At 70.1% G+C, this 18830-nt stretch carries 15 protein-coding genes; 8 read left to right on the top strand and 7 right to left on the bottom strand.

The features are described from left to right. Nucleotides 1-43 precede the first annotated feature (43 nt). The 7 genes from FU260_RS09740 to FU260_RS09770 all read left to right on the top strand — a co-directional run bounded on the left by FU260_RS09740 (nt 44) and on the right by FU260_RS09770 (nt 9774). A complete protein-coding gene (locus FU260_RS09740; protein WP_147916881.1) occupies nt 44-1894 on the top strand; it encodes an ABC transporter ATP-binding protein in 1851 nt (616 codons plus the stop codon). Continuing rightward, a complete protein-coding gene (locus FU260_RS09745) occupies nt 1891-3708 on the top strand; it encodes an ABC transporter ATP-binding protein (RefSeq protein WP_147916882.1) in 1818 nt (605 codons plus the stop codon). The genes FU260_RS09740 and FU260_RS09745 overlap by 4 nt, the downstream gene beginning before the upstream one ends. A 23-nt stretch (nt 3709-3731) precedes the next feature. Beyond that, on the top strand, nt 3732-4505 hold the full coding sequence (locus FU260_RS09750; RefSeq protein WP_147916883.1) for a collagen-like triple helix repeat-containing protein: 774 nt from the start codon (nt 3732-3734) through the stop codon (nt 4503-4505). A 101-nt stretch (nt 4506-4606) separates the two neighbouring features. Then, a complete protein-coding gene (locus tag FU260_RS09755; RefSeq protein WP_147916884.1) occupies nt 4607-6241 on the top strand; it encodes a hypothetical protein in 1635 nt (544 codons plus the stop codon). Then, the gene (locus FU260_RS09760) at nt 6238-8328 is read left to right on the top strand and encodes a metallophosphoesterase family protein (protein WP_147916885.1); all 2091 of its coding nucleotides are present in this window, start codon (nt 6238-6240) and stop codon (nt 8326-8328) included. The genes FU260_RS09755 and FU260_RS09760 overlap by 4 nt, the downstream gene beginning before the upstream one ends. A 40-nt stretch (nt 8329-8368) precedes the next feature. Then, nucleotides 8369-9052 (top strand): vitamin K epoxide reductase family protein, encoded by a 684-nt coding sequence (locus FU260_RS09765; protein ID WP_168211721.1) that lies wholly within the window; start codon nt 8369-8371, stop codon nt 9050-9052. Next, nucleotides 9052-9774: a metal-dependent transcriptional regulator gene (locus FU260_RS09770; protein ID WP_147916887.1), complete on the top strand. Its 723-nt coding sequence runs from the start codon at nt 9052-9054 to the stop codon at nt 9772-9774. Before FU260_RS09765 ends, FU260_RS09770 begins: the two co-directional genes overlap by 1 nt. Nucleotides 9775-9801: 27 nt before the next feature. Here the strand turns inward: FU260_RS09770 and FU260_RS09775 are convergent, their stop codons facing one another. The 7 genes from FU260_RS09775 to FU260_RS09805 all read right to left on the bottom strand — a co-directional run bounded on the left by FU260_RS09775 (nt 9802) and on the right by FU260_RS09805 (nt 17558). Beyond that, a complete protein-coding gene (locus FU260_RS09775; RefSeq protein WP_147916888.1) occupies nt 9802-10875 on the bottom strand; it encodes a hemolysin family protein in 1074 nt (357 codons plus the stop codon). Further along, nucleotides 10872-12248: a hemolysin family protein gene (locus FU260_RS09780; RefSeq protein WP_147916889.1), complete on the bottom strand. Its 1377-nt coding sequence runs from the start codon at nt 12246-12248 to the stop codon at nt 10872-10874. The genes FU260_RS09775 and FU260_RS09780 overlap by 4 nt, the downstream gene beginning before the upstream one ends. A gap of 259 nt (nt 12249-12507) precedes the next feature. After that, entirely contained in the window at nt 12508-13212 is a 705-nt protein-coding gene (gene larB, locus FU260_RS09785) for a nickel pincer cofactor biosynthesis protein LarB (RefSeq protein WP_210418237.1), read from the bottom strand. Nucleotides 13213-13228: 16 nt separating this feature from the next. After that, nucleotides 13229-14146 (bottom strand): ATP-dependent sacrificial sulfur transferase LarE, encoded by a 918-nt coding sequence (larE, locus tag FU260_RS09790; RefSeq protein WP_235912182.1) that lies wholly within the window; start codon nt 14144-14146, stop codon nt 13229-13231. A gap of 3 nt (nt 14147-14149) precedes the next feature. Then, nucleotides 14150-15595, bottom strand: a complete 1446-nt coding sequence (gndA, locus tag FU260_RS09795) for an NADP-dependent phosphogluconate dehydrogenase (protein WP_147916890.1) — start codon at nt 15593-15595, stop codon at nt 14150-14152. 101 nt (nt 15596-15696) lie between these two features. Further along, nucleotides 15697-16737, bottom strand: coding sequence for a Gfo/Idh/MocA family protein (locus FU260_RS09800; protein ID WP_147916891.1), 1041 nt, complete (start codon nt 16735-16737; stop codon nt 15697-15699). Further along, a complete protein-coding gene (locus tag FU260_RS09805) occupies nt 16734-17558 on the bottom strand; it encodes a sugar phosphate isomerase/epimerase family protein (protein ID WP_147916892.1) in 825 nt (274 codons plus the stop codon). The genes FU260_RS09800 and FU260_RS09805 overlap by 4 nt, the downstream gene beginning before the upstream one ends. Before the next feature lie 97 nt (nt 17559-17655). Between FU260_RS09805 and FU260_RS09810 the strand changes: the two genes are divergently transcribed. After that, complete coding sequence (locus FU260_RS09810) at nt 17656-18672, top strand: LacI family DNA-binding transcriptional regulator (protein WP_147916893.1); 1017 nt, start codon at nt 17656-17658, stop codon at nt 18670-18672. Nucleotides 18673-18830 lie beyond the last annotated feature (158 nt).

Consider the following 18830-nt stretch of genomic DNA (forward strand, 5'->3'; position numbering starts at 1 on the left):
ACTCACTATGCCCGCTGGCCATACCACGGCTGACCGGAACTCTATGGCGTCGCTGCCGCCCAGTACTGCAGTGGTGGCGACGCTCGCTCGACTGTATCCCTTCCTGCGCCCGGCGTTGCCCTGGCTGATCGCAGGCATGCTGTCCGCGCTCGGGGCAAGTCTGTGCGCGCTGGCGATCCCGCAGGTGCTGGAGTGGGCCGTGAACGGCCCTCTGCTCGGTTCTGCTGCCGACGGCGATCGCAGCGGTGTCTGGTCCGCCGTGCTGTTGGTGCTCGGGCTGGGTGTGCTCGAGGCAGGCCTGGTCGCCGCGCGGCGGGCGTTCATCCTTGTCCCGGGTACCCGGGTGGAGGCCTCGATGCGGATGGCGCTGTTCCGCCACCTGCAGGATCTGCCCATCGCGTTCCACGACCAGTGGCCCGGTGGGCAGCTGCTGTCCCGCTCGATGGCCGACCTCGGCCAGCTGCGCCGATGGATGTCCTTCGGGCTGATCATGCTGGTGGTGAACACCACCACGATCGGCGTCGGTGTCGGCTTGATGGTGGACATGGGCGGCATCCTCGGCATCGCCTACCTGTGCGGCGCACTGCCGGTGGTGTACTTCTCCTACCGGTTCTCCACGCGGTTCCGGCGGATCTCCCGGCTCAGCCAGGACCAGACCGGGGACCTGGCCACCACCGTGGAAGAGTCGGTGCACGGCATCCGGGTGCTGAAGGCGTTCGGCCGCGGGCGGGAGGCCTACCAGAGCTTCTCGGTGCAGGCCGACGAGCTGCGCAGCACCGAGCTGTCCAAGGCACGCACCCTCGGCGGGTTCACGTTCGCGATCACCACCATCTCCGAAGCAGTGCTCGGTGCATGCCTGCTCAGCGGGGTGTGGCTGGTGGTCGACGGGCAGCTCAGCGTCGGCGCACTGCTGGCGTTCTTCGCTACCGCCGCCGTGGTGAACGGACCGGTGGAGCAGCTCGGACACCTGGTGTCGATGACGCTCTACGCCAAGACCGCCGTCGACCGGTACTTCGAGGTGCTGGACACCGCCAACGAGCTGCCGGACCCGAAGGATCCGATCCGACCCGAGGAGCCGGTCGGCGATCTCGTCTTCGACGACGTGCACTTCCAGTACCCCGACGAGCCCACCCCGGACCAGGCCTGGCGGGATCCGGCCCGGCCCAGTGAGGCACCGCGGACCGAAGTGATCGCCGGTGTGGACCTGCACGTGCGACCCGGGGAGACGATGGCCCTGGTGGGACTGACCGGGTCCGGGAAGACGACGATGATCTCCCTGGTGCCGCGGCTGTTCGATGTCACCAGCGGCACGGTGACTGTGGACGGTGTGGACGTGCGCCAGATGAGCCGGCGCGACCTGCGCGAGCTCGTCTCCATCGCGTTCGAGGACGCCACCCTGTTCTCCTCCACCGTGCGGGAGAACGTGCTCCTCGGCGCCCCGGAGGGCTACCGCGCCGAGGCTGACCTGGACCGGGCCCTGACCGTGGCACAGGCGGACTTCGTCCGTGACCTGCCCGCCGGTCTGGACACCACGATCGGGGAGGAAGGGCTGAGTCTGTCCGGCGGTCAACGCCAGCGGTTGGCACTGGCGAGGGCGGTGGCCGCGCGGCCGAAGATCCTGGTCCTGGACGACCCGCTGTCCGCGCTCGACGTGGCCACCGAGGAGGCGGTCACCGCACACCTGCGCGAGGAGCTGGCTGATACCACCACACTCGTCGTGGCTCACCGGCCCTCCACAGTGGCGTTGGCCGACCGGGTCGCCGTGCTGGCCGGCGGGCGCATCACAGCGGTAGGAACGCACCGCGAGCTGCTCGCCGGTCATCCGCACTACCGGTTCGTGATCTCCAGTCTCGCTGAGGACAACGATGCCGAATCGGAGGTGGCGACCCGATGAGTGCTGCAGCATCCACTCCACGCGGAGTGGCCGATGAGGAGAACAGCTACCTGGATCGCGCCCGGTCCAAGGAGGTCCGCCAGCGCTCGCTGCGCCTGCTCGGCAGCCTGCTCCGGCCGGTGCGTGGACTGTTCGGTGTGACCGTGGTGCTGGTGGTGATCGCGCAGGCGGCGAAGGTGGCCGGCCCGGCGCTGATCGCCGGTGCGGTGGACCGCGGGCTGCCCGCCGCCATGGACGGGGAGTGGGGGCCGGCGATCGGCTTCGGTATCGCCTACGTCGGCTGTGCCGTGGTGGCCGGTGGCGGCACTGCCGGGTACATCCGGTTTGCCGCCAACGTGAGCCAGGCGATCTTGTTGAACCTGCGCCAGCGGGTGTTCCGGCAGACGCAGCGTCTCTCCCTGGAGTTCCACGAGAGTTACACCTCCGGCCGGATCATCTCCCGGCAGACCGCCGACCTGGAGGCGCTGCGCGAGCTGCTGGACAACGGCATCACCTCGTTGGCCTCCGGTCTGCTGTTCATGGTCTTCACCGGTGTCTCCCTGTTCCTGATGGACTGGCAGTCCGGCCTGGTGCTGCTGGTGGCGGTGCTGCCGGTGTGGTTGGTGACCCGGTGGTTCCAGAAGCGGTCCCAGGTGCTCTACCGCATCTCCCGGGTGGCCTCAGCGCGGTTGATCGTGAACTTCGTGGAGACGATGACCGGGATGCGGGCCGTGCAGGCGTTCCGCCGGGAGAAGGCGAACAACGGCGTGTACGGCGAGCTCACCGAGGACTACCGGCAGAACAACGCCCGCACGATGGGACTGAACGGGATCTACGATCCGGCCCTGCAGCTGATCGGCAACGTGACGGTCGCCGTGGCTCTGGCGATCGGCTCGTTCCGGCTGCTGGATGGCGGAATCGAGGTGGGCACGCTGCTGGCCACGCTGCTCTACACCAAGCGCTTCTTCCAGCCGGTGCAGCAGATGGGCATGTTCTACAACTCCTTCCAGTCCGCCTCCGCGGCGCTGGAGAAGATCTCCGGTCTGCTCGAGGAGGTCCCCTCGGTGCGGGCGGCCGAGCACCCGGTGGCACTGCCGAAGGCCTCCGGACACCTGCGGTTCGACGGTGTGCGGTTCGGGTATGGCGAAGAGACCGTGCTGCCGAAGCTGGACCTGGACATCCCGTCCGGGCAGATCATCGCACTGGTCGGCCAGACCGGAGCCGGGAAGTCGACAGTGGCCAAGCTGGTGGCCCGGTTCTACGACGTGAATGGCGGGCGGATCACCCTGGACGGGGTAGACCTGCGCGAGGTGGCACCGCGCGACCTGCGCCGCGCGGTGGTGATGGTCACCCAGGAGGCGTACCTGTTCTCCGGCACTGTGCGGGACAACATCGCCCTCGCCCGCCCAGATGCTGCCGATGAGGAGATCGAGGCCGCTGCTCGCGCTGTGGGAGCGCATGACTTCATCACCGCACTGCCGGAGGGGTACGACACGGATGTGAACAAGCGGGGCGGCAGGGTCAGCGCCGGGCAACGGCAGCTCATCTCCTTCGCCCGGGCGTTCTTGGCCGACCCGGCGGTGCTGATCCTGGACGAGGCCACCAGTTCCCTGGATATCCCCGGGGAACGACTGGTCCAGCGTGGATTGCAGACGCTGCTGGCCGACCGCACGGCGCTGATCATCGCCCACCGACTGTCCACGGTGGCGATCGCCGACAGGGTGCTGGTGATGAGCCAGGGGGAAGTGGTCGAAGACGGGTCCCCGGAGGAGCTGATCGGCAGGGCGGGGAGATTTGCTGCGCTGCACCAGGCGTGGCAAGACTCGCTGGTGTGAGGTGCTAGTGCCAGGATGAGGCCATGAGTACCGCCGATCCGCACCAGCCGGAGACCCCCGGGGAGTCTGGCGCTACCGGTAGTTCGGTCCGGCCGGGAACGCCGGCCGCGCCGGGAGCTCGGGGCACGTCGGGCACGCCCGCCGCTTCGGGTCAGCCGGGCACGCCGAGTGCGTCAGGGGTGCCGGGCACGCCGGGCCAGGCGCCGGAGCAGCCGTCACCGTCCCGCTGGAAGTTCGGCGACGGCGTTCCACCAGTGTGGCTGCGCCGGGTCACCATCGGCGCGGGGGTCGTGATCGTCCTGGTGCTGCTCGGCGTGCTCGGCAGCATTGTCCTGCCCGGGTGGTGGGCCGGGGTCGTCACCGGGCTGGTGCAAGGGGTCTCCAGTGCGGGCATCCTCGTCGGGCTGGTCTGCGGGCTGGTGTTCACCGTGATCCCGGCCAGCGTGATCTGGCTCGCAGTGCGCTCCACCTGGACCTGGCGTACCCGGCTGATCGTGGCAGCCTCTGCTGCAGTCGTGGCGCTGCCGAACGTGCTCACCCTGGTGATCGATGTCGGCACCACATCCTCGGCGGTGGACGCCCGGTTGGACATGGTGATCGGTTCGCCCTCGTTCACCGGCTCCACGCTCGTGGGAGTGATCATCGGCCTGATCGCCGTGGTCGGCGGAGTGCTTGGCTGGCGCTGGCTGCGCCGTTCCCGGGCAGAGCTGCGCAAGGTTCGCGGAGCGCAGGGGAAGAAGTCCCGGGGCCGCTCCCGCGCCTCGCGCAGTGAGACGGACACCACCGCCTCCGGCTAGCAGTGATCCCAGGTCCGAGGCGTACAGTGAAGAAGCCGCGGGGGGCGCGGACCTGACCTTTCCCTACGTGATCTGGGGGACTCGTGCGAATCCGATCTGCGATGCCCTGGGCGAGCGTAGGCGCGGTGCTGCTCCTGCTCAGCGGCTGCACCGGAACCACGACGGTGGACCCCGATCCCACCTCACCGCCACCAGAGCCGCAGCCCGCGGCCGTGGCCCAGCTCCCGGAGACGGAGAGTTCGCTGGTGGCCCAGACCGATCCAGCAGCGCTCGCTCTGGACAGCAGCGCCGAGTTCTTCGCCTCGGCGCGTGCGGTGGTGCTCGCACCCGCCGAGGACCAGGCCGCGGCGTTGCGGGCTGCCTCGATCGGTATCGCCCTCGGCGCGCCAGTGCTGCTCACCGGATCGCAGGACGCTGCCATCGAGGCGGAGATCGTGCGCCTCGGTGCCGAGACGCTGATCCCGGTCGGGTCTGTGGACCTGGACGCGGTCGACGTGACCAGCATGAACGTCCAGCCCGCCCCCGAGGACACCGACGGCCTGGCCGAGCTGTTCGGTACGGCGGTCGACGGGTCGTTCGGTGACGCCTCGGCTCCGGAGGCCGAGGCGGTGGCCCAGTCGATCGCCGCACTCGAGCCGGGGCAGGTCTACCCGGGCGATTCCTCTGCCGCCGTGCCCAGCCGGAGCGGCCATATGCCACCCCTGCTGCACGGTGAGGGAATCGAGGGCCTGCACGTGCTCGCGGACGGTCAGGACTATCAAGCGGTGGCGGTAGCCAACGCCCGGGCCGCCGGCGGGCAGGTGGCGATCGTGTCCGGAGATCCACGTGCCTCGGTGGGTGCGGTGAGCGCATTGGGTGCCCCGGAGGCCGTGGTCGGTTACGGCACCAGCTTCGGCGACCAGGACACGTTCGCCTGGCAGGCCGCCACTGCGGCGACCGGAACCGAGCTACCCGGCGGCGGACAGCTGGTCTTCGACAGCACCCGGTACGTCGCGCTCTACGGGCACCCCGGCACCCCGAGCCTGGGCGTGCTCGGCGAGCAGAATACCGACGAGACCATCGACCTGGCTGCCGAGCGGGCGGCCGACTATGCCGACCTCACCGAGGACACGGTGGTGCCCACGTTGGAGGTGATCGTGACCGTGGCGGCCGGTTCGGCCGGTGCGGACGGCAACTACTCCACCGAGTTCCCGGCGGAGAACTTCGTGGAGCTGATCGAGGCCGCTGCCGACGCCGGGCAGTACGTGGTGCTGGACTTCCAGCCCGGGCGGGCGAACTTCCTCGACCAGGTGCGCGAGTACGAGGAACTGCTGGAGTACCCGAACGTGGGTATCGCACTCGACCCGGAGTGGCGCCTTGCCGAGGACGAACGGCCGCTGCAGCAGATCGGCTCGGTCCGGGCGCGCGAGGTGAACCAGGTGGTGAACTACCTGGCCGACTTCGTCCAGGAGCATGCGCTGCCGCAGAAGATGGTGGTGCTGCACCAGTTCCAGCAACAGATGATCCGGGGCCGAGACAACCTCGACCTGAGCCGGGAAGAGGTCGCGCTGCTGATCCACGCCGACGGTCACGGCACCCCGGAGGCGAAGCGAGAGACCTGGCGAGACGTGCGCAGCGGCGCGCCGGACGGTATGCACTGGGGTTGGAAGAACTTTATCGACGAAGATAGCCCCATGCTCACCCCTGCCCGGACCTACCGCATCCAGCCGCAACCGGACTATGTGAGCTACCAGTGAACTCTGCGGACAAGTCCCCGGAGGAGCACCCGGAAACCACCCCGACGCCGGAGGAGCACGCCGAGGCGGAGGAGCACGCCGAGCCGGAAGAGCATCCGGAAACCACCCCGGCGCCGGAGGAGCACCCGGAAACCACCCCGGCGCTGCGCCATCGGGTGGAGTGGTGGCACCAGCTGCGACCGATGACCCGGCGGAGCATCCGGGCCGGCATCGTAGTGCTGGTGACCGGGTTCGTGGCGCTCGTCGTCGGGCTGCTCAGCGCCCAGTACACCGGCTCCCTCGGTCCGCACGAGGCGGACTACTCGGTCCGGCTGAACGACGAGATTCGGGTGGATATGGGCCCCCTCGGTGCGTTGATCGTCGACTCCCCGCTGCCGCTGCGGGTGGGCGTGAACGTGCAGGTGAAGGAGATCCCGGTCGGCCTGGCCGCACCCGGTGCGAATCCGATCGCCGGGCTCACCTCCGACCTGCAGGGCTACACCCAGTTCTTCGCCAACCCCGAGCCGGCCATCCGCGAGGCTGCCGGCGGGCTGATCACCGATGCGCTTGGCCGGTTCACCCTGCTCTGGTCGATCCAGCTGCTGATCGTCGCCAGCGCGCGGCTCGCCGGGCACGGGCTGCTCCGGGAGACGATGAAGAACGCGATGCGCCAGCCCGGGGTGGCTCCGCTGACCATGGCAGTGGTGGTGGCGGTGACGCTGGTGCCGCTCGTGGACGCCACGCGCAGCTCGGGCAACGTCGGCCGTACGTCGGCGGTGCTGGACGGCACCCCGCTCGAGGATGCGCGGATCACCGGTCGGCTCGCCCCGATCGTGGACTACTACGGCGGCTACGTGGTGGATGCGATCGATAAGAACAGCGAGTTCTACGTCGCCGCCCAGGCGAATCTCGTCTCGGTGTTCGAGGCGGAGCGAGCGGCCGCAGCACAGGCGAGCGCTGACGAGGAAGGCGCGGAGACCGGTGCCGAGAACACCGATACCGATACCGACCCTGGCACCGACTCCGACACCGACACCGACTCCGATACCGACGCCGACGCTGATGCGGACGGGCACGGCCTCGCCTCCGCCGACGCTGCGGACGGCCAGGAAACCGACACCAACACCGACACCGACACCAACACCGGCGCCGACAGTGACGCCCTAGGGGGCGGGGAGAACCCGACCAGTGCGGAGAGTGCCTCCGCCGACCAGACCCAGAACGACGAGCCGACCACGGCGGGTGAGCCGACGGCAGCAGGCGAGGAGACGCCGTCGGGCGATGAGGGCTCGGCCGGTGCCGAGACCGCCGCAGCCGAGGAGGAGCCGGAACTGATCACCGGAGTGATGGTCACCGACCTGCACTGCAACATCGGTATGGCCGAGGTGATCGGAACGGCGGCAGCCGAGTTCGGCGCCGACCTGATCATCAACGCCGGAGACACGGTGATGGCGGGTACCTCCGTGGAGTCCTACTGCGTGTCGGCGTTCGCGGACGGCTTCGGCGATCTCCCGGTGGTGTTCGCCGACGGCAACCACGACTCCCGTACCACCACCGAGCAGGAGGTCGAGGCCGGCTGGATCCCGCTGGAGGGCGAACCGGTGGAGGTCGCCGGCCTGCGGTTCTTCGGTGACAACGACCCGACGATCAGTTCCCTCGGTCAGCCCACCCGACCCACCCGGGAAGAGACCGTGCTGGAGATGGGCGACCGGCTCGCCGCCCGCGGCTGCGAGCTGGCCGAAGAGGGTGAACAGGTGGACGTGCTGCTGGTGCACAGTCCGTACGCCGGCCGGCAGATCATCGAGGCTGGCTGTGCACCGGTGAGCCTGTCCGGGCACATGCACAATCAGACCGGCCCGCGTCAGCTCGGACTGGGCACCCAGTACATCGGCGCCAGCACCGCCGGCGCCGCCGAAGGGTCCCCGACGATCGGTCCGCTGACCCAACCCGCGACGATCACCGCGATCCGGTGGGACCCGGACACCCACCTCCCGGTCGACTACCGGATCGTCACCGTGGGCACGGACACCTCCGTGGTGCTCTCGGACTGGACACCGTGGCCAGCGCAACCGACCGAGTTCGTCAGCGGGCAGCAGACCGAGGAGTGAGCATGCCGCATACTGGGGACACCCCGCAGCGAGGAGCATCGTGAGCACGGAACGTCAGCCTGCCGACGTGGTGGACCAGAACGCCGAGGACGATCTGGAGGAGCCGACCGGCACCGACGCCGGCGCGTCGGTAGCCGTGAGCCCTGGACGGGCCCGGCGCAGTTACGCCATTCTCGCGCTGATCACCGGTGTACTCGGTGCGTTCTCCGCACTGGAGCTGATGCTCGACCACATCCGCATCCTCACCGACCCGAACTTCGTCCCGGCCTGCGATATCAACCCGCTGATCGGCTGCGGCATCTTCCTGGAGAGCTGGCAGGCGAAGGTCTTCGGGCTGCCGAACCCGGTGATCGGTCTGCTCGCGTTCCCCGTGGTGCTGGTCACCGGCGCCCTGCTCGCCGGTAGGGTGCGGCTGCCGCGCTGGTACTGGCGTGGCCTGCTCGCGGGCGCGACGTTCGGCATCGGCTTCGTCACCTGGCTGCAGTACCAGGCGATCACCCAGATCGGCGCGCTCTGCCCGTACTGCCTGGTGGTGTGGGCCGTGATGATCCCGTTCTTCGTGCACACCGTGGCGGCGACCCTGGAGAACGGGGCGCTGCCAGGGCGCCCGGGCCTGCGCCGGTTCGTGACCGGCAACGCCTGGCTGATCACCGCGCTCTGGTACCTGGTAGTGGTGGCCGCGGCGATCATCGGGCTGGGTGACGCCTGGCTCACGGTGTTCTGATGCCCGCTGCGCCCCCGCGCTCCTGCCACGGGCTGGCGCTGACAGCTGGCGCGCGGTGCAGCCACCGGGAGGTGGGGGCCGCTGAAGCGGTCTCCCTGGAGCAAGTGCAGCTCCCGGAGTCGACGGTGACTCAGGACTATCTGAAAGCGATCTACACGCTGGGGGAGTGGGGCGAGCCCGGGGCCAGCGCTTCGGAGCTGGCGGCCCGCCTCGAGGTCGGCGCCTCGACCGTCACCGAGAACGTGCAGCGGCTGGCGGCTGCCTCTCTGGTGCACTACCAGCCGTACCGGCGGATCACCCTCACCGACGCCGGGCAGCTGGCCGCGTTGGCGATGGTGCGCCGGCACCGGCTGGTCGAGACCTATCTCGCCCTGGCCCTGGACTACCGGTGGGACGAGGTGCACGAGGATGCGGAACGGCTCGAGCACTCCGTCTCCGCACTGCTGATGCGGCGCATGGACGCCCACCTCGACACGCCACTGCGGGATCCGCACGGGGACCCGATCCCGCAGCTGGACGGCCGGGTGGTCACCCCACCGGCGCACCGGTTGGACGAGGTGTATCCAGGCACCCGGGCACGGATCGCCCGGATCAGCGATGCGGAGCCGGAGCTGCTCCGGGAGATCACCGAGGCGGGCCTGGGCCTGGACGACGAGCTGGTCTCCGATGCCAGCGGGCTCAGCCCAGCGGCCACGGCGGCGATCTGGGTGATCGCCGCCTGAACTGCCGGCCGCCGGCAGGTCGGGCGGCTAGTGGCTGCCCGCTGCCCGCGGTGAGTGCTGGTGCCGGGGCAGACGCCGGGAATCGTCCCGGATCACGCCGACCAGCTCCTCCAGCACGTCCTCGAGGGTGACCACACCCACTGCCTGGCCCTCGGCGCGGACCTCGGCCAGATGGGCACCGGCGGACTGCATGGTCACCAGCGCGGTGCGCAGCGTGTCCGCGGCGTCGATCACCGGCAGCGGTCGGACCGCATCGTCGGTGATCGGGCGCTGGCGCAGCTGGGCATCGGTGGAGAGCAGGTCCTTGATGTGCACGTACCCGGCGAGCGAGCCGTCCTCGCGCTGCACCGGGAAGCGGGAGAAGCCTTCGGCCGCGACCGCCTCCGCCCCCGCCGGGGTGACATGCTCGGGCAACGTCCGCACCGTGGGCAGGGTGAGCAGCACCTTCTCCACCCCACGATCGGCGAACTGCAGGGCGCCCATCAGCAGCCGTTCGTCGTTCAGCTCCAGCAGCCCGCCAGTACGAGACTCGGCAACCAGACCGGCCACCTCGTCCCGGGTGAAGGTCGAGGCCACCTCGTTGCGGGGCTGCACCCGCATCAGCCGCAGCCCGAGGTTCGCGATCTGGTTCAGCAACCACAGCACCGGGTGCCCGATCCGCACCAGCAGGACCAGCGGCGGGCCGAGGGCCAGCGCCGAACGGTCCGGCCCGGCCAGTGCGATGTTCTTCGGCACCATCTCACCGAGCACCACGTGCAGGGTGGTGATCAGTGCGAACGCGATCACGAACGCGATCGGATGCACCAGCGAGGCGCTCACCCCGAGCGCTGCGAGCGGACTCTCCAGGGCGTGTGCGATCACCGGTTCGCTGACCGAGAGCAGCAGCAGCGAGCAGATGGTGATGCCCAGCTGCGCGCCGGCCATCATCAGGGAGACGTGCTCCATCGCGTACAGGGTGATCTTCGCCATCCGGTGCCCGGCTTTGGCCCGGGGCTCGATCGTGGTGCGCCGGGCCGCGATCAGGGCGAACTCCGCGCCCACGAAGAACGCGTTCAAGGCCAGCAACGCCGCAGTCAGGGCGAGGGTCCAGGCGGTGCTCACTCCGCCACCTCCTTGGCCGCGGCTGGTTCGGCGTGCAGCCGCACCTCATCCACCCGGTGCCGGTCCATCGCGGTCACCTGCACGGTCACATCCAGCTCGTCGGCGCTGTCGTCGCTGTCGGCGACGGCGGCGCGCACGGTGATCACATCGCCCACCTCGGGCAGCCGGTCGAGCTGATCGGCGAGCAGACCGGCCACTGTGTCGTAGGCCTCGCCCACGGGGAGGTCGATCTCGGTGAGATCGGCGACCTCATCGATGCGGAGCAGACCGGGCAACGTCCAGTCACCGTCCGGCTCGACCCGAGCCTCCAGCTCGTCCTCGTCGTGTTCGTCCCGGACCTCGCCGACGATCTCCTCGACCAGGTCCTCCAGAGTGATCAGGCCGGCCAGTGAGCCGAACTCGTCGATCACCAGCGCCATCTGCAGGCCGCCGGCGCGCAGATCGTCGAGCAGTGTGTCCAGCTCCAGCGAGTCCGGCACCATCGTGGCCGGGGTGAGGGCCTCGGCCACTGTGCGTTCGTCGCGCTCCTCGAACGGCACCGCCAGCGCAGCCCGGATGTGCACCAGACCGCGGACCTCGGTGCTGGTGTGCCCGTCGGCCTGGATCAGCTCGATCACCGGGAACCGGGAGTGCCCGGTCGCCTTCGCGGTGCTGACCAGCGTGCTCAGCGAGTCCTCGGGGCGCAGGCTGTCCAGCTGGGACCGCGGGGTCATCGCGTCCCGGGCGCGCCGGTCGGAGAAGACGAGTGAGCGTTCCACCAGCTCCGCGGTGTCCGAGGCCAGCGTGCCCTCGTTCGCCGAGTGCCGCACCAGAGCGGCGAGCTCTTCGGCAGAGCGTGCCGAGGCGAGCTCCTCCTGCGGCTGGATGCCGAACATCCGCAGGATCGCGTTCGCCGCGCCGTTGAACAGCCGGATCGGCCAGGTGTTGATCCAGGTGAAGGCGCGCTGGAAGTTCACCACCGCCCGGGCTACCCGCATCGGATCGGCGATGGCGAGGTTCTTCGGAATCAGCTCGCCGAGGATCATCGTGACCGCCGTGGCGATCACCATCGCCAGGGTGAGGGAGAGGGAGCGGGCCGCGGTCTCGCTCAGTCCCATCCCCAGCAGGGTGGGCTGGATCAGGCGGGACAGTGACGGCTCGGCCAGATACCCGATGGTCAGGTTGGTCACGGTGATGCCCAGCTGAGCACCGGAGAGCTGGGTGGACAGCGTCCGCAGGGCGGCGAGCACCCGCTGTGCCTTGCGGTCACCGCCGGCCGCAGCCGCCTCCACCGCGGACCGGTTGATGGTGACAAAGGCGAACTCGGCGGCCACGAAGCCGCCGCAGGCGAGGACCAGCAGCAGGGCGATGGCCAGCAGCACGATCTCGATCATCGGATCGGCTCGCGGTGGCCCCGGTGGGTCTCGCTCGGTCGATCAGGCCCGGTCGTCCCGGGCCAGGGTCTGTGACCCTCCATGGAGTCCGAGTCTGCGTCCCCGGCTGCGCTGTCGGGGTGAGATCGGTGGCCGTCGGTACTGTCAGAGTCGCCGGTGGCGCTCATGGTCTCCATCCTGTGAGTACGTCCCCACGGTGGGGATGAGCGATATCTTACGCATAGCAAACGGTGGTTCTGTGCTGGTGTGATGAAGTGAACTATCCGGCGTGCGGGGCACGGGCGATCTGCGCGGCCAGGTGTCCGGCGCCGTAGCCGTTGTCGATGTTCACCACCGCGACCCCGGGGGCACAGGCGTTCAGCATGGTCAGCAGCGGGGCGATTCCGCCGAACGCGGCGCCGTAGCCGATCGACGTGGGCAGGGCGACCACCGGTACCTCGACCAGTCCTGCCACGACGGAGGGCAGTGCCCCGTCCATCCCGGCGGCGACCACGATCGCGTCCGCACGGCGCAGGTCTGGCACCCGGGCGAGCAGCCGGTGCAGCCCGGCCACGCCGACGTCGGCGATCAGCTCGCTGCGCCGGCCCAGGTAGCGGGCGGTCAGCTGGGCCTCCAGGGCGACCGGGAGATCGGAGGTGCCGGCGGTGAGGGTGAGCACCAGGCCACCGGTCGGCGGCGGGGGAGCGGGTGGCCAGGCCAGCAGGTGTGCTTCCGGGTGGTGCGCCGCCTCCGGCAGCACCGCGAGCACGGCCGCGGCCTGCTCGGCGTCGGCGCGGGTGAACAGCGCGCTCCCACCGCCGTTGTGCTCGCGTAACCGGCTGGCGATGACTCTCAGCTGCGCGGAAGTCTTGCCCGCGCAGTACACCGCTTCCGGGTAGCCGCGGCGGCGGAACCGGTCGGTATCGAGGTTGGCGATCAGCTCCGGGTCCAACCCGCCCGGGTGATCGGCGCAGTGCTCGGTCACAGCAGGTGAGCCTCGCTCACGGGACCGGTCGGGGCACGGCGGTGCCCGGTGGGCCGGTCCGTCCGGCGTTCAGGATGGACAGGGTGAACGCCCCGGACTGGATCCCGCGCAGGTCCACGGTGGCGAAGCCGAACCCGGCGTCGGTGGCGAGCCGATGGATCGCGGTGCGCAGCTGCGGACCCGCTGCCCGTTCGATCTCGCCGGGGGGCAGCTCGATCCGGGCGATCTCGCCGTGGTGGCGTACCCGGGAGTCGCTGAAGCCGAGCCGGCGCAGACCCGCCTCGACCTGTTCCACCTGCTGCAGCTTGGCCGGGGTGACCTCCTGATGGTGCGGAATCCGCGAGGCCAGGCAGGGGGCGGCCGGCTTGTCCGCACACGGCAGCGCCATCGCCCGAGCGATCTCGCGGACCAGCTCCTTGGTGGCGCCGGCGTCGGCCAGCGGGCGCAGGACTCGGTGGTTGGTGGCCGCCTGGGCGCCAGGACGGTCCGGGCGAGCAGCGTCGTCGGCGTTCTCCCCATAGGCCACGGAGACGAGCCCGTGCGCGGTGACCACCTCGTCGGAGATGCGGGTGAAGAGCTCGTCCTTGCAGAAGAAGCACCGGTCCACATCGTTCGCGCGGTACCCGGCGCTCTCCTCCTCATGGGTGGCCACCTCCACCACCCGGGCGCCGATGAACGCCGCCACCTCGTGGGCGGCGGCCCGTTCGTCGGCGGCCAGGCTCGGGGAGATGCCGAGGATCGCCAGCACATCCTGATCGCCGAGCTCGGCCACGGCCAGCGCGAGCAGCACCGCCGAGTCCACACCACCGGAGAAGGCCACCCCGAGCCGCCCGGCTCCTGCCATCGTCTCCCGGGCGCGGGCAGCGACGGCAGCCGCTTCGGGACCGAGGCCGGTGAGGGCCTCGGCAAGCGTGCTGCTCCCAGTGGCGACCACTGCTCAGTCCAGCCGGGTCTCGCTGCGGTCGCCCGACCACTCGGTGTGGAAGGTTCCCTCGGTGTCCACCCGCTGGTAGGTGTGCGCGCCGAAGAAGTCCCGCTGACCCTGGATCAGCGCGGCCGGCAGTCGGTCGGCCCGGACCTGGTCCAGGTAGGCCAGGGCGGCCGCGAAACCGGGGACGGGCACACCGGCCTGCTGGGCGGCGCCGATCAGCCGGCGGGCGCCCTCGTTCGTCTCCTCGATCCCGGCGACGATGCTTGGTGCGGCGAGCAGCGTGGGCAGGTTGTCCGCGGCGTACTCGGCGCGGATGCGCTCCAGCAGCCGGGCACGGATGATGCAGCCGGCCCGCCAGATCGTGGCCACGGAGGCCACATCGACGTTCCAGTCGTTCTGCAGGCTGGCGGTGCGGATCAGATCCAGGCCCTGGGCGTAGGCCACCACCTTGGCGGTCCACAGCGCCTGCCGGACGCCCTCGATCAGCTGGGCGCGGTCCCCGCCCGCCAGGCTCCGAGCCGGACCGGGCACGTGCTCCCGGCCGGCGGCGCGCAGGTCGGCGTGCCCGGAGATTCCGCGAGCGAAGACGGACTCGGCGATGGTGTTCACCGGTACGCCGAGCTCCAGGGCGATCTGCACGGTCCACCGGCCGGTGCCTTTCTGCCCCGCGGCGTCGGAGATCACGTCCACCAGCGCCTTGCCGGTCGTCGCATCGGTCTGGTCGAGCACCTCGGAGGTGATCTCGATCAGGTAGGAGTCCAGGTCACCGGTATTCCACTCCCGGAACGTCTCGGAGATCTCCGGCACGCTCAGCCCGGCCGCGCGCAGCACGTCGTAGGCCTCCGCGATGAACTCCATGTCGGCGTACTCGATGCCGTTGTGCACCATCTTCACGAAGTGCCCCGCACCGTCCGGGCCGATGTGTGCGCAGCAAGGAGTGCCGTCGTACTTGGCGGAGATGTCCTCGAGCAGCGGGCCGATCGCCTTGTACCCCTCGGCCGGCCCACCCGGCATGATCGACGGCCCGTTCAGCGCGCCTTCTTCACCACCGGAGACGCCCACGCCGAAGAAGTGCAGCCCCTTCGCCCGCAGGGCGGCCTCCCGGCGCTGGGTGTCCTCGTAGTGGGCGTTACCGCCGTCCACCACGATGTCGCCCTCCTCGAGCAGCTCGACCAGGGAGTCGATGGTCGCGTCGGTGCCCTTGCCGGCCTGCACCATGATGATGATCCGGCGCGGCCGCTCCAGGCTGGCCACGAAGTCCGCGAGCTCGGCAGACGGCACGAAACTGCCCTCCTCGCCGTGCGCGGCCATCATCTCGTCCGTGCGGGCGGTGGTGCGGTTGTACACCGCCACCGTGTAGCCGTGGTTGGCGAAGTTGCGGGCCAGGTTGCGGCCCATCACCGCAAGTCCGACGACGCCGACCTGGGCGGTGGCTTCAGCAGTGGAGGTCATTCAAGGGGTCCTTCCGGATCGGTCTCAGCGTGAACAGACGGTATGCCCCGATGGTGCCAGGTGTGGCCGCCTCGGCGCCGCTGCGTCTCATCAGCGCATGGCTAGCCCGTGGTGGCCGGGACAGGGCGCCCGGCAAGGTTCGGGGACGCATCGTAGACCGCGGCGATCGTGCTGACCGGCGCCAGCCCAGCGGCCGCACCGATCCAGAACGGTTCGCTGTCGCCGGTCCGGGAGTAGAAGTCATCGATCAGCAGGCGGTGCGAGTCGCCCCAGTACGAGCGGCCCACGCTGCCCGGTACGGCGGCCTCGACCGTCTCGGTACGGCCGTCGTGCCAGGTCACGGTGAGGTCCCCGGAGACGACGGCGGTCGCGTGCTCCGCATGCACGGTCACCGTGACCGGGGAGTTCAGCGGGTAGGTGTTGGTGGCGAACAGCGTGGAGCGCGCACCGCCGGAGTGCCTGATCACGAACTCGGCGGTGTCCTCGACCTCGATCGCCTCGGCCAGCGCGTAGGTGGCGGCGTGCCCGCGAACCTCCACAGCCGGACCGAGCAGCCAGAGCAACAGGTCCAGGGTGTGGATCGCCTGGTTCATCATCACGCCGCCACCGGCACCGGCCCAGGTGCCCCGCCACGGGCGGGCCCGGTAGTAGTCGGCGGTGCGGTGCCAGTTCACGTCCGCCTTGGCCCCCTGCACCTGGCCCAGGGCGCCGGTGGAGATCAGCTCGTGCAGCCGGCGGTTCGGCGGGTTGTACCGGTTCTGCAGCACCACCCCGGTGCGCACGCCGCGGGCCGCGGCAGCCTCGGCGGCCGCCACCAGCTGTTCGCCCTGGGCGACCGTAGCGGCCAGCGGCTTCTCCACGAGCAGGTGATGTCCGCCGTCGAGCACATCGAGAGCCACCGGCAGGTGCTCGGCATGCGGTGTGCACACGTGCACCACCTCAGGTGAGGTGCGGCGGAGCAGCTCGGTGTGATCGGTGAACGCCGGCACTCCCAGAGCGGTCCCGACCTGCTCGGCGCGTTCGGCCACGGTGTCGCACACGCCGACGATCGGGATGTCCAACCGGGTGAGGGCGTCGATATGAATCGTGGAGATGTCCCCGCAGCCGACGATGGCCGCGGACTGGTGGTGCGAACCGCTCATGAGTAGGCGATCTTCTCCTCGTCCAGGATGGTGGTGAATGCTCGGTGCGCCTCACCGAACAGGTTCGGCCCGGAGAAGCCGCCGAACGTGCCGACGGCGCTCAGGTGCGGCTCCAGGGAGAAGAAGCCGTCGAAGCCATCCGAGGCTAGCGCGCGCATCGTCTCGGCGACCTCGCCGTCACCGGCGCCGGCCGGTACCACTGTGCCATCGCGCAGCAGGGCGTCCTTGATCTGGATGTACTCCAGGTGCGGGCGGAGCAGCTGGTAGCCCTCGGTGAATGGCCGCACCCCCACCTGGACGAAGTTCGCGGCATCCCAGGCCAGGCGCAGATGCGGGGTGTCCACACTGGTGACCAGATCGGCGCAGCGCGCGGGCACGTCGCCGTAGATCGCCTTCTCGTTCTCGTGCAACAGCACCAGGTCCGCCTCCGCGGCGATGGCGGCGAGGGCATCCATCCGGCGGAGCACCTCGTCCCGCACGCGCGCCGGGTCGTTCGCGCCGGTGAAGAAGGAGAAGATCCGGAGATAGCGGGTGTCCAAGGCCTGGGCCACGTCCACCGCCCGGCGCATCCGGTCGGTGTGCGGGGCGAAGTCCTCATCGATACCGATCTTGCCGATCGGCGAACCGACCGCGGAGACCTGCAGCCCGGCGGCGGCCAGCGTGCTGCTGACCTCGGCCACCTGGGCATCGGTCAGGTCCAGCACATTGGTGTCCCAGGCGCTGCGGAACTCCAGGTAGTTCAGCCCCAGCTGGGTCATGGTGGCGACCTGGAGGTCGAGGTCAGGGTCGATTTCGTCGGCGAATCCGGACAGTGTCCACATGGGGCACAGCCAACGCCGGTGCGCCCGGGGCGGGCAAGGGGTTGCCGCTTGTTGCAGCCCAGGACGGTCTGGACCGGCGGCCAGTAGGCTCGCTGGTATGCCGGAGTCGGACGAGTCAGCTGCGGGTGCCCCGCCTGCGGTGACGATCTACGACGTGGCCCGGGAAGCAGGGGTGGCCCCGTCCACTGTGTCCCGCGCGTTCTCCCGGCCGGGTCGGGTCAACGCCGAGACAGGGGAGCGGATCCGACAGATCGCCGAGCGGCTCGGCTACCGGGTGAAGGAGCAGGCCCGGGCACAGTCGGCCAGCCGCACCGGGATGCTCGCCGTGGTGCTCGCCGATCTGGGCAACCCGGTGTTCTACGAGCTGGTCCGCGGCGCCGGGTCGGCCTGCGAGGCGGCCGGATACACGATGCTGCTCGCGGAGACCGCAGAGTCGGCCGTGCGCGAGCGCGCCACGCTGGAGCGGGCGCTCGGCTCGGTGGACGGCCTGGTGCTGACCGCCTCACGGATCTCCGACTCGGCGATCCGCCAGGTGGCGAAGGTGAAGCCGGTGGTGGTGGTGAACCGGGTGGTGCCCGGGGTGCCGTCCGTGGTGATCGACGTGGAGCGCGGCACGTTCAAGAGCGTGGAGCACCTGGTGGAGCTCGGGCACGAGAAGGTCACCTACCTCTCCGGCCCGGAGGCTTCCTGGGCGGACGGCATGCGCTGGCGGGGGCTGCGCCGCGCGGCTGAGGAGCTCGGGGTGCGGATCCGGCGCACCGGACCGTTCGCGCCGACGGTGAACGGCGGGGTGGAGGCGGCCGCCACCTGGGCGCAGCACCGCACCAGCGCGGTGGTGGCCTATAACGACATGGTGGCGATCGGGTTCATCCGTGGTGCCGGGAGGCTCGGTGCACGGGTGCCCGAGGACGTCTCCGTGGTGGGGTTCGACAACAGTGCGATGGCCGAGCTCGTCAGTCCGGAGCTGACCACGGTGGCGGCCCCGCTGCAGGCACTCGGTCAGACCGCGGCGAAGAACGTGCTGGCGATGATCGGCGGCGCCCGCTCGCACGCCGAGGAGCCGATGCAGCTGCCGACCCGGCTGGTGGTCCGCGAGTCCACCGCCCGCCCCTGATCGTTGAATCCATTCACTCGTTACCGCCTGCGGGCGGTCGTGCTCCCGGGTATCGCCTGGGCGGGGCGACTGCCGAACGGGCTTGGCGCTGGCATCGCGCGGGCGGGCTGGGCAGGGGGGTGGTGCGGCGGCAGCACGGTGTCCATGGGCTGAGACCT

It is taken from the genome of Ruania zhangjianzhongii (assembly GCF_008000995.1).
Taxonomy (GTDB): Bacteria; Actinomycetota; Actinomycetes; order Actinomycetales; family Beutenbergiaceae; genus Ruania; species Ruania zhangjianzhongii.

What these genes read in the sequence shown, in the direction of transcription:
- gndA (WP_147916890.1), bottom strand. Translation starts at nt 15,595, where the DNA reads ATGACCTCCACTGCTGAAGCCACCGCCCAGGTCGGCGTCGTCGGACTT.
- FU260_RS09805 (WP_147916892.1), bottom strand. Translation starts at nt 17,558, where the DNA reads ATGTGGACACTGTCCGGATTCGCCGACGAAATCGACCCTGACCTCGAC.
- FU260_RS09780 (WP_147916889.1), bottom strand. Translation starts at nt 12,248, where the DNA reads ATGATCGAGATCGTGCTGCTGGCCATCGCCCTGCTGCTGGTCCTCGCC.
- FU260_RS09740 (WP_147916881.1), top strand. Translation starts at nt 44, where the DNA reads ATGGCGTCGCTGCCGCCCAGTACTGCAGTGGTGGCGACGCTCGCTCGA.
- FU260_RS09770 (WP_147916887.1), top strand. Translation starts at nt 9,052, where the DNA reads ATGCCCGCTGCGCCCCCGCGCTCCTGCCACGGGCTGGCGCTGACAGCT.
- FU260_RS09745 (WP_147916882.1), top strand. Translation starts at nt 1,891, where the DNA reads ATGAGTGCTGCAGCATCCACTCCACGCGGAGTGGCCGATGAGGAGAAC.
- FU260_RS09800 (WP_147916891.1), bottom strand. Translation starts at nt 16,737, where the DNA reads ATGAGCGGTTCGCACCACCAGTCCGCGGCCATCGTCGGCTGCGGGGAC.
- FU260_RS09750 (WP_147916883.1), top strand. Translation starts at nt 3,732, where the DNA reads ATGAGTACCGCCGATCCGCACCAGCCGGAGACCCCCGGGGAGTCTGGC.
- FU260_RS09755 (WP_147916884.1), top strand. Translation starts at nt 4,607, where the DNA reads ATGCCCTGGGCGAGCGTAGGCGCGGTGCTGCTCCTGCTCAGCGGCTGC.
- FU260_RS09810 (WP_147916893.1), top strand. Translation starts at nt 17,656, where the DNA reads ATGCCGGAGTCGGACGAGTCAGCTGCGGGTGCCCCGCCTGCGGTGACG.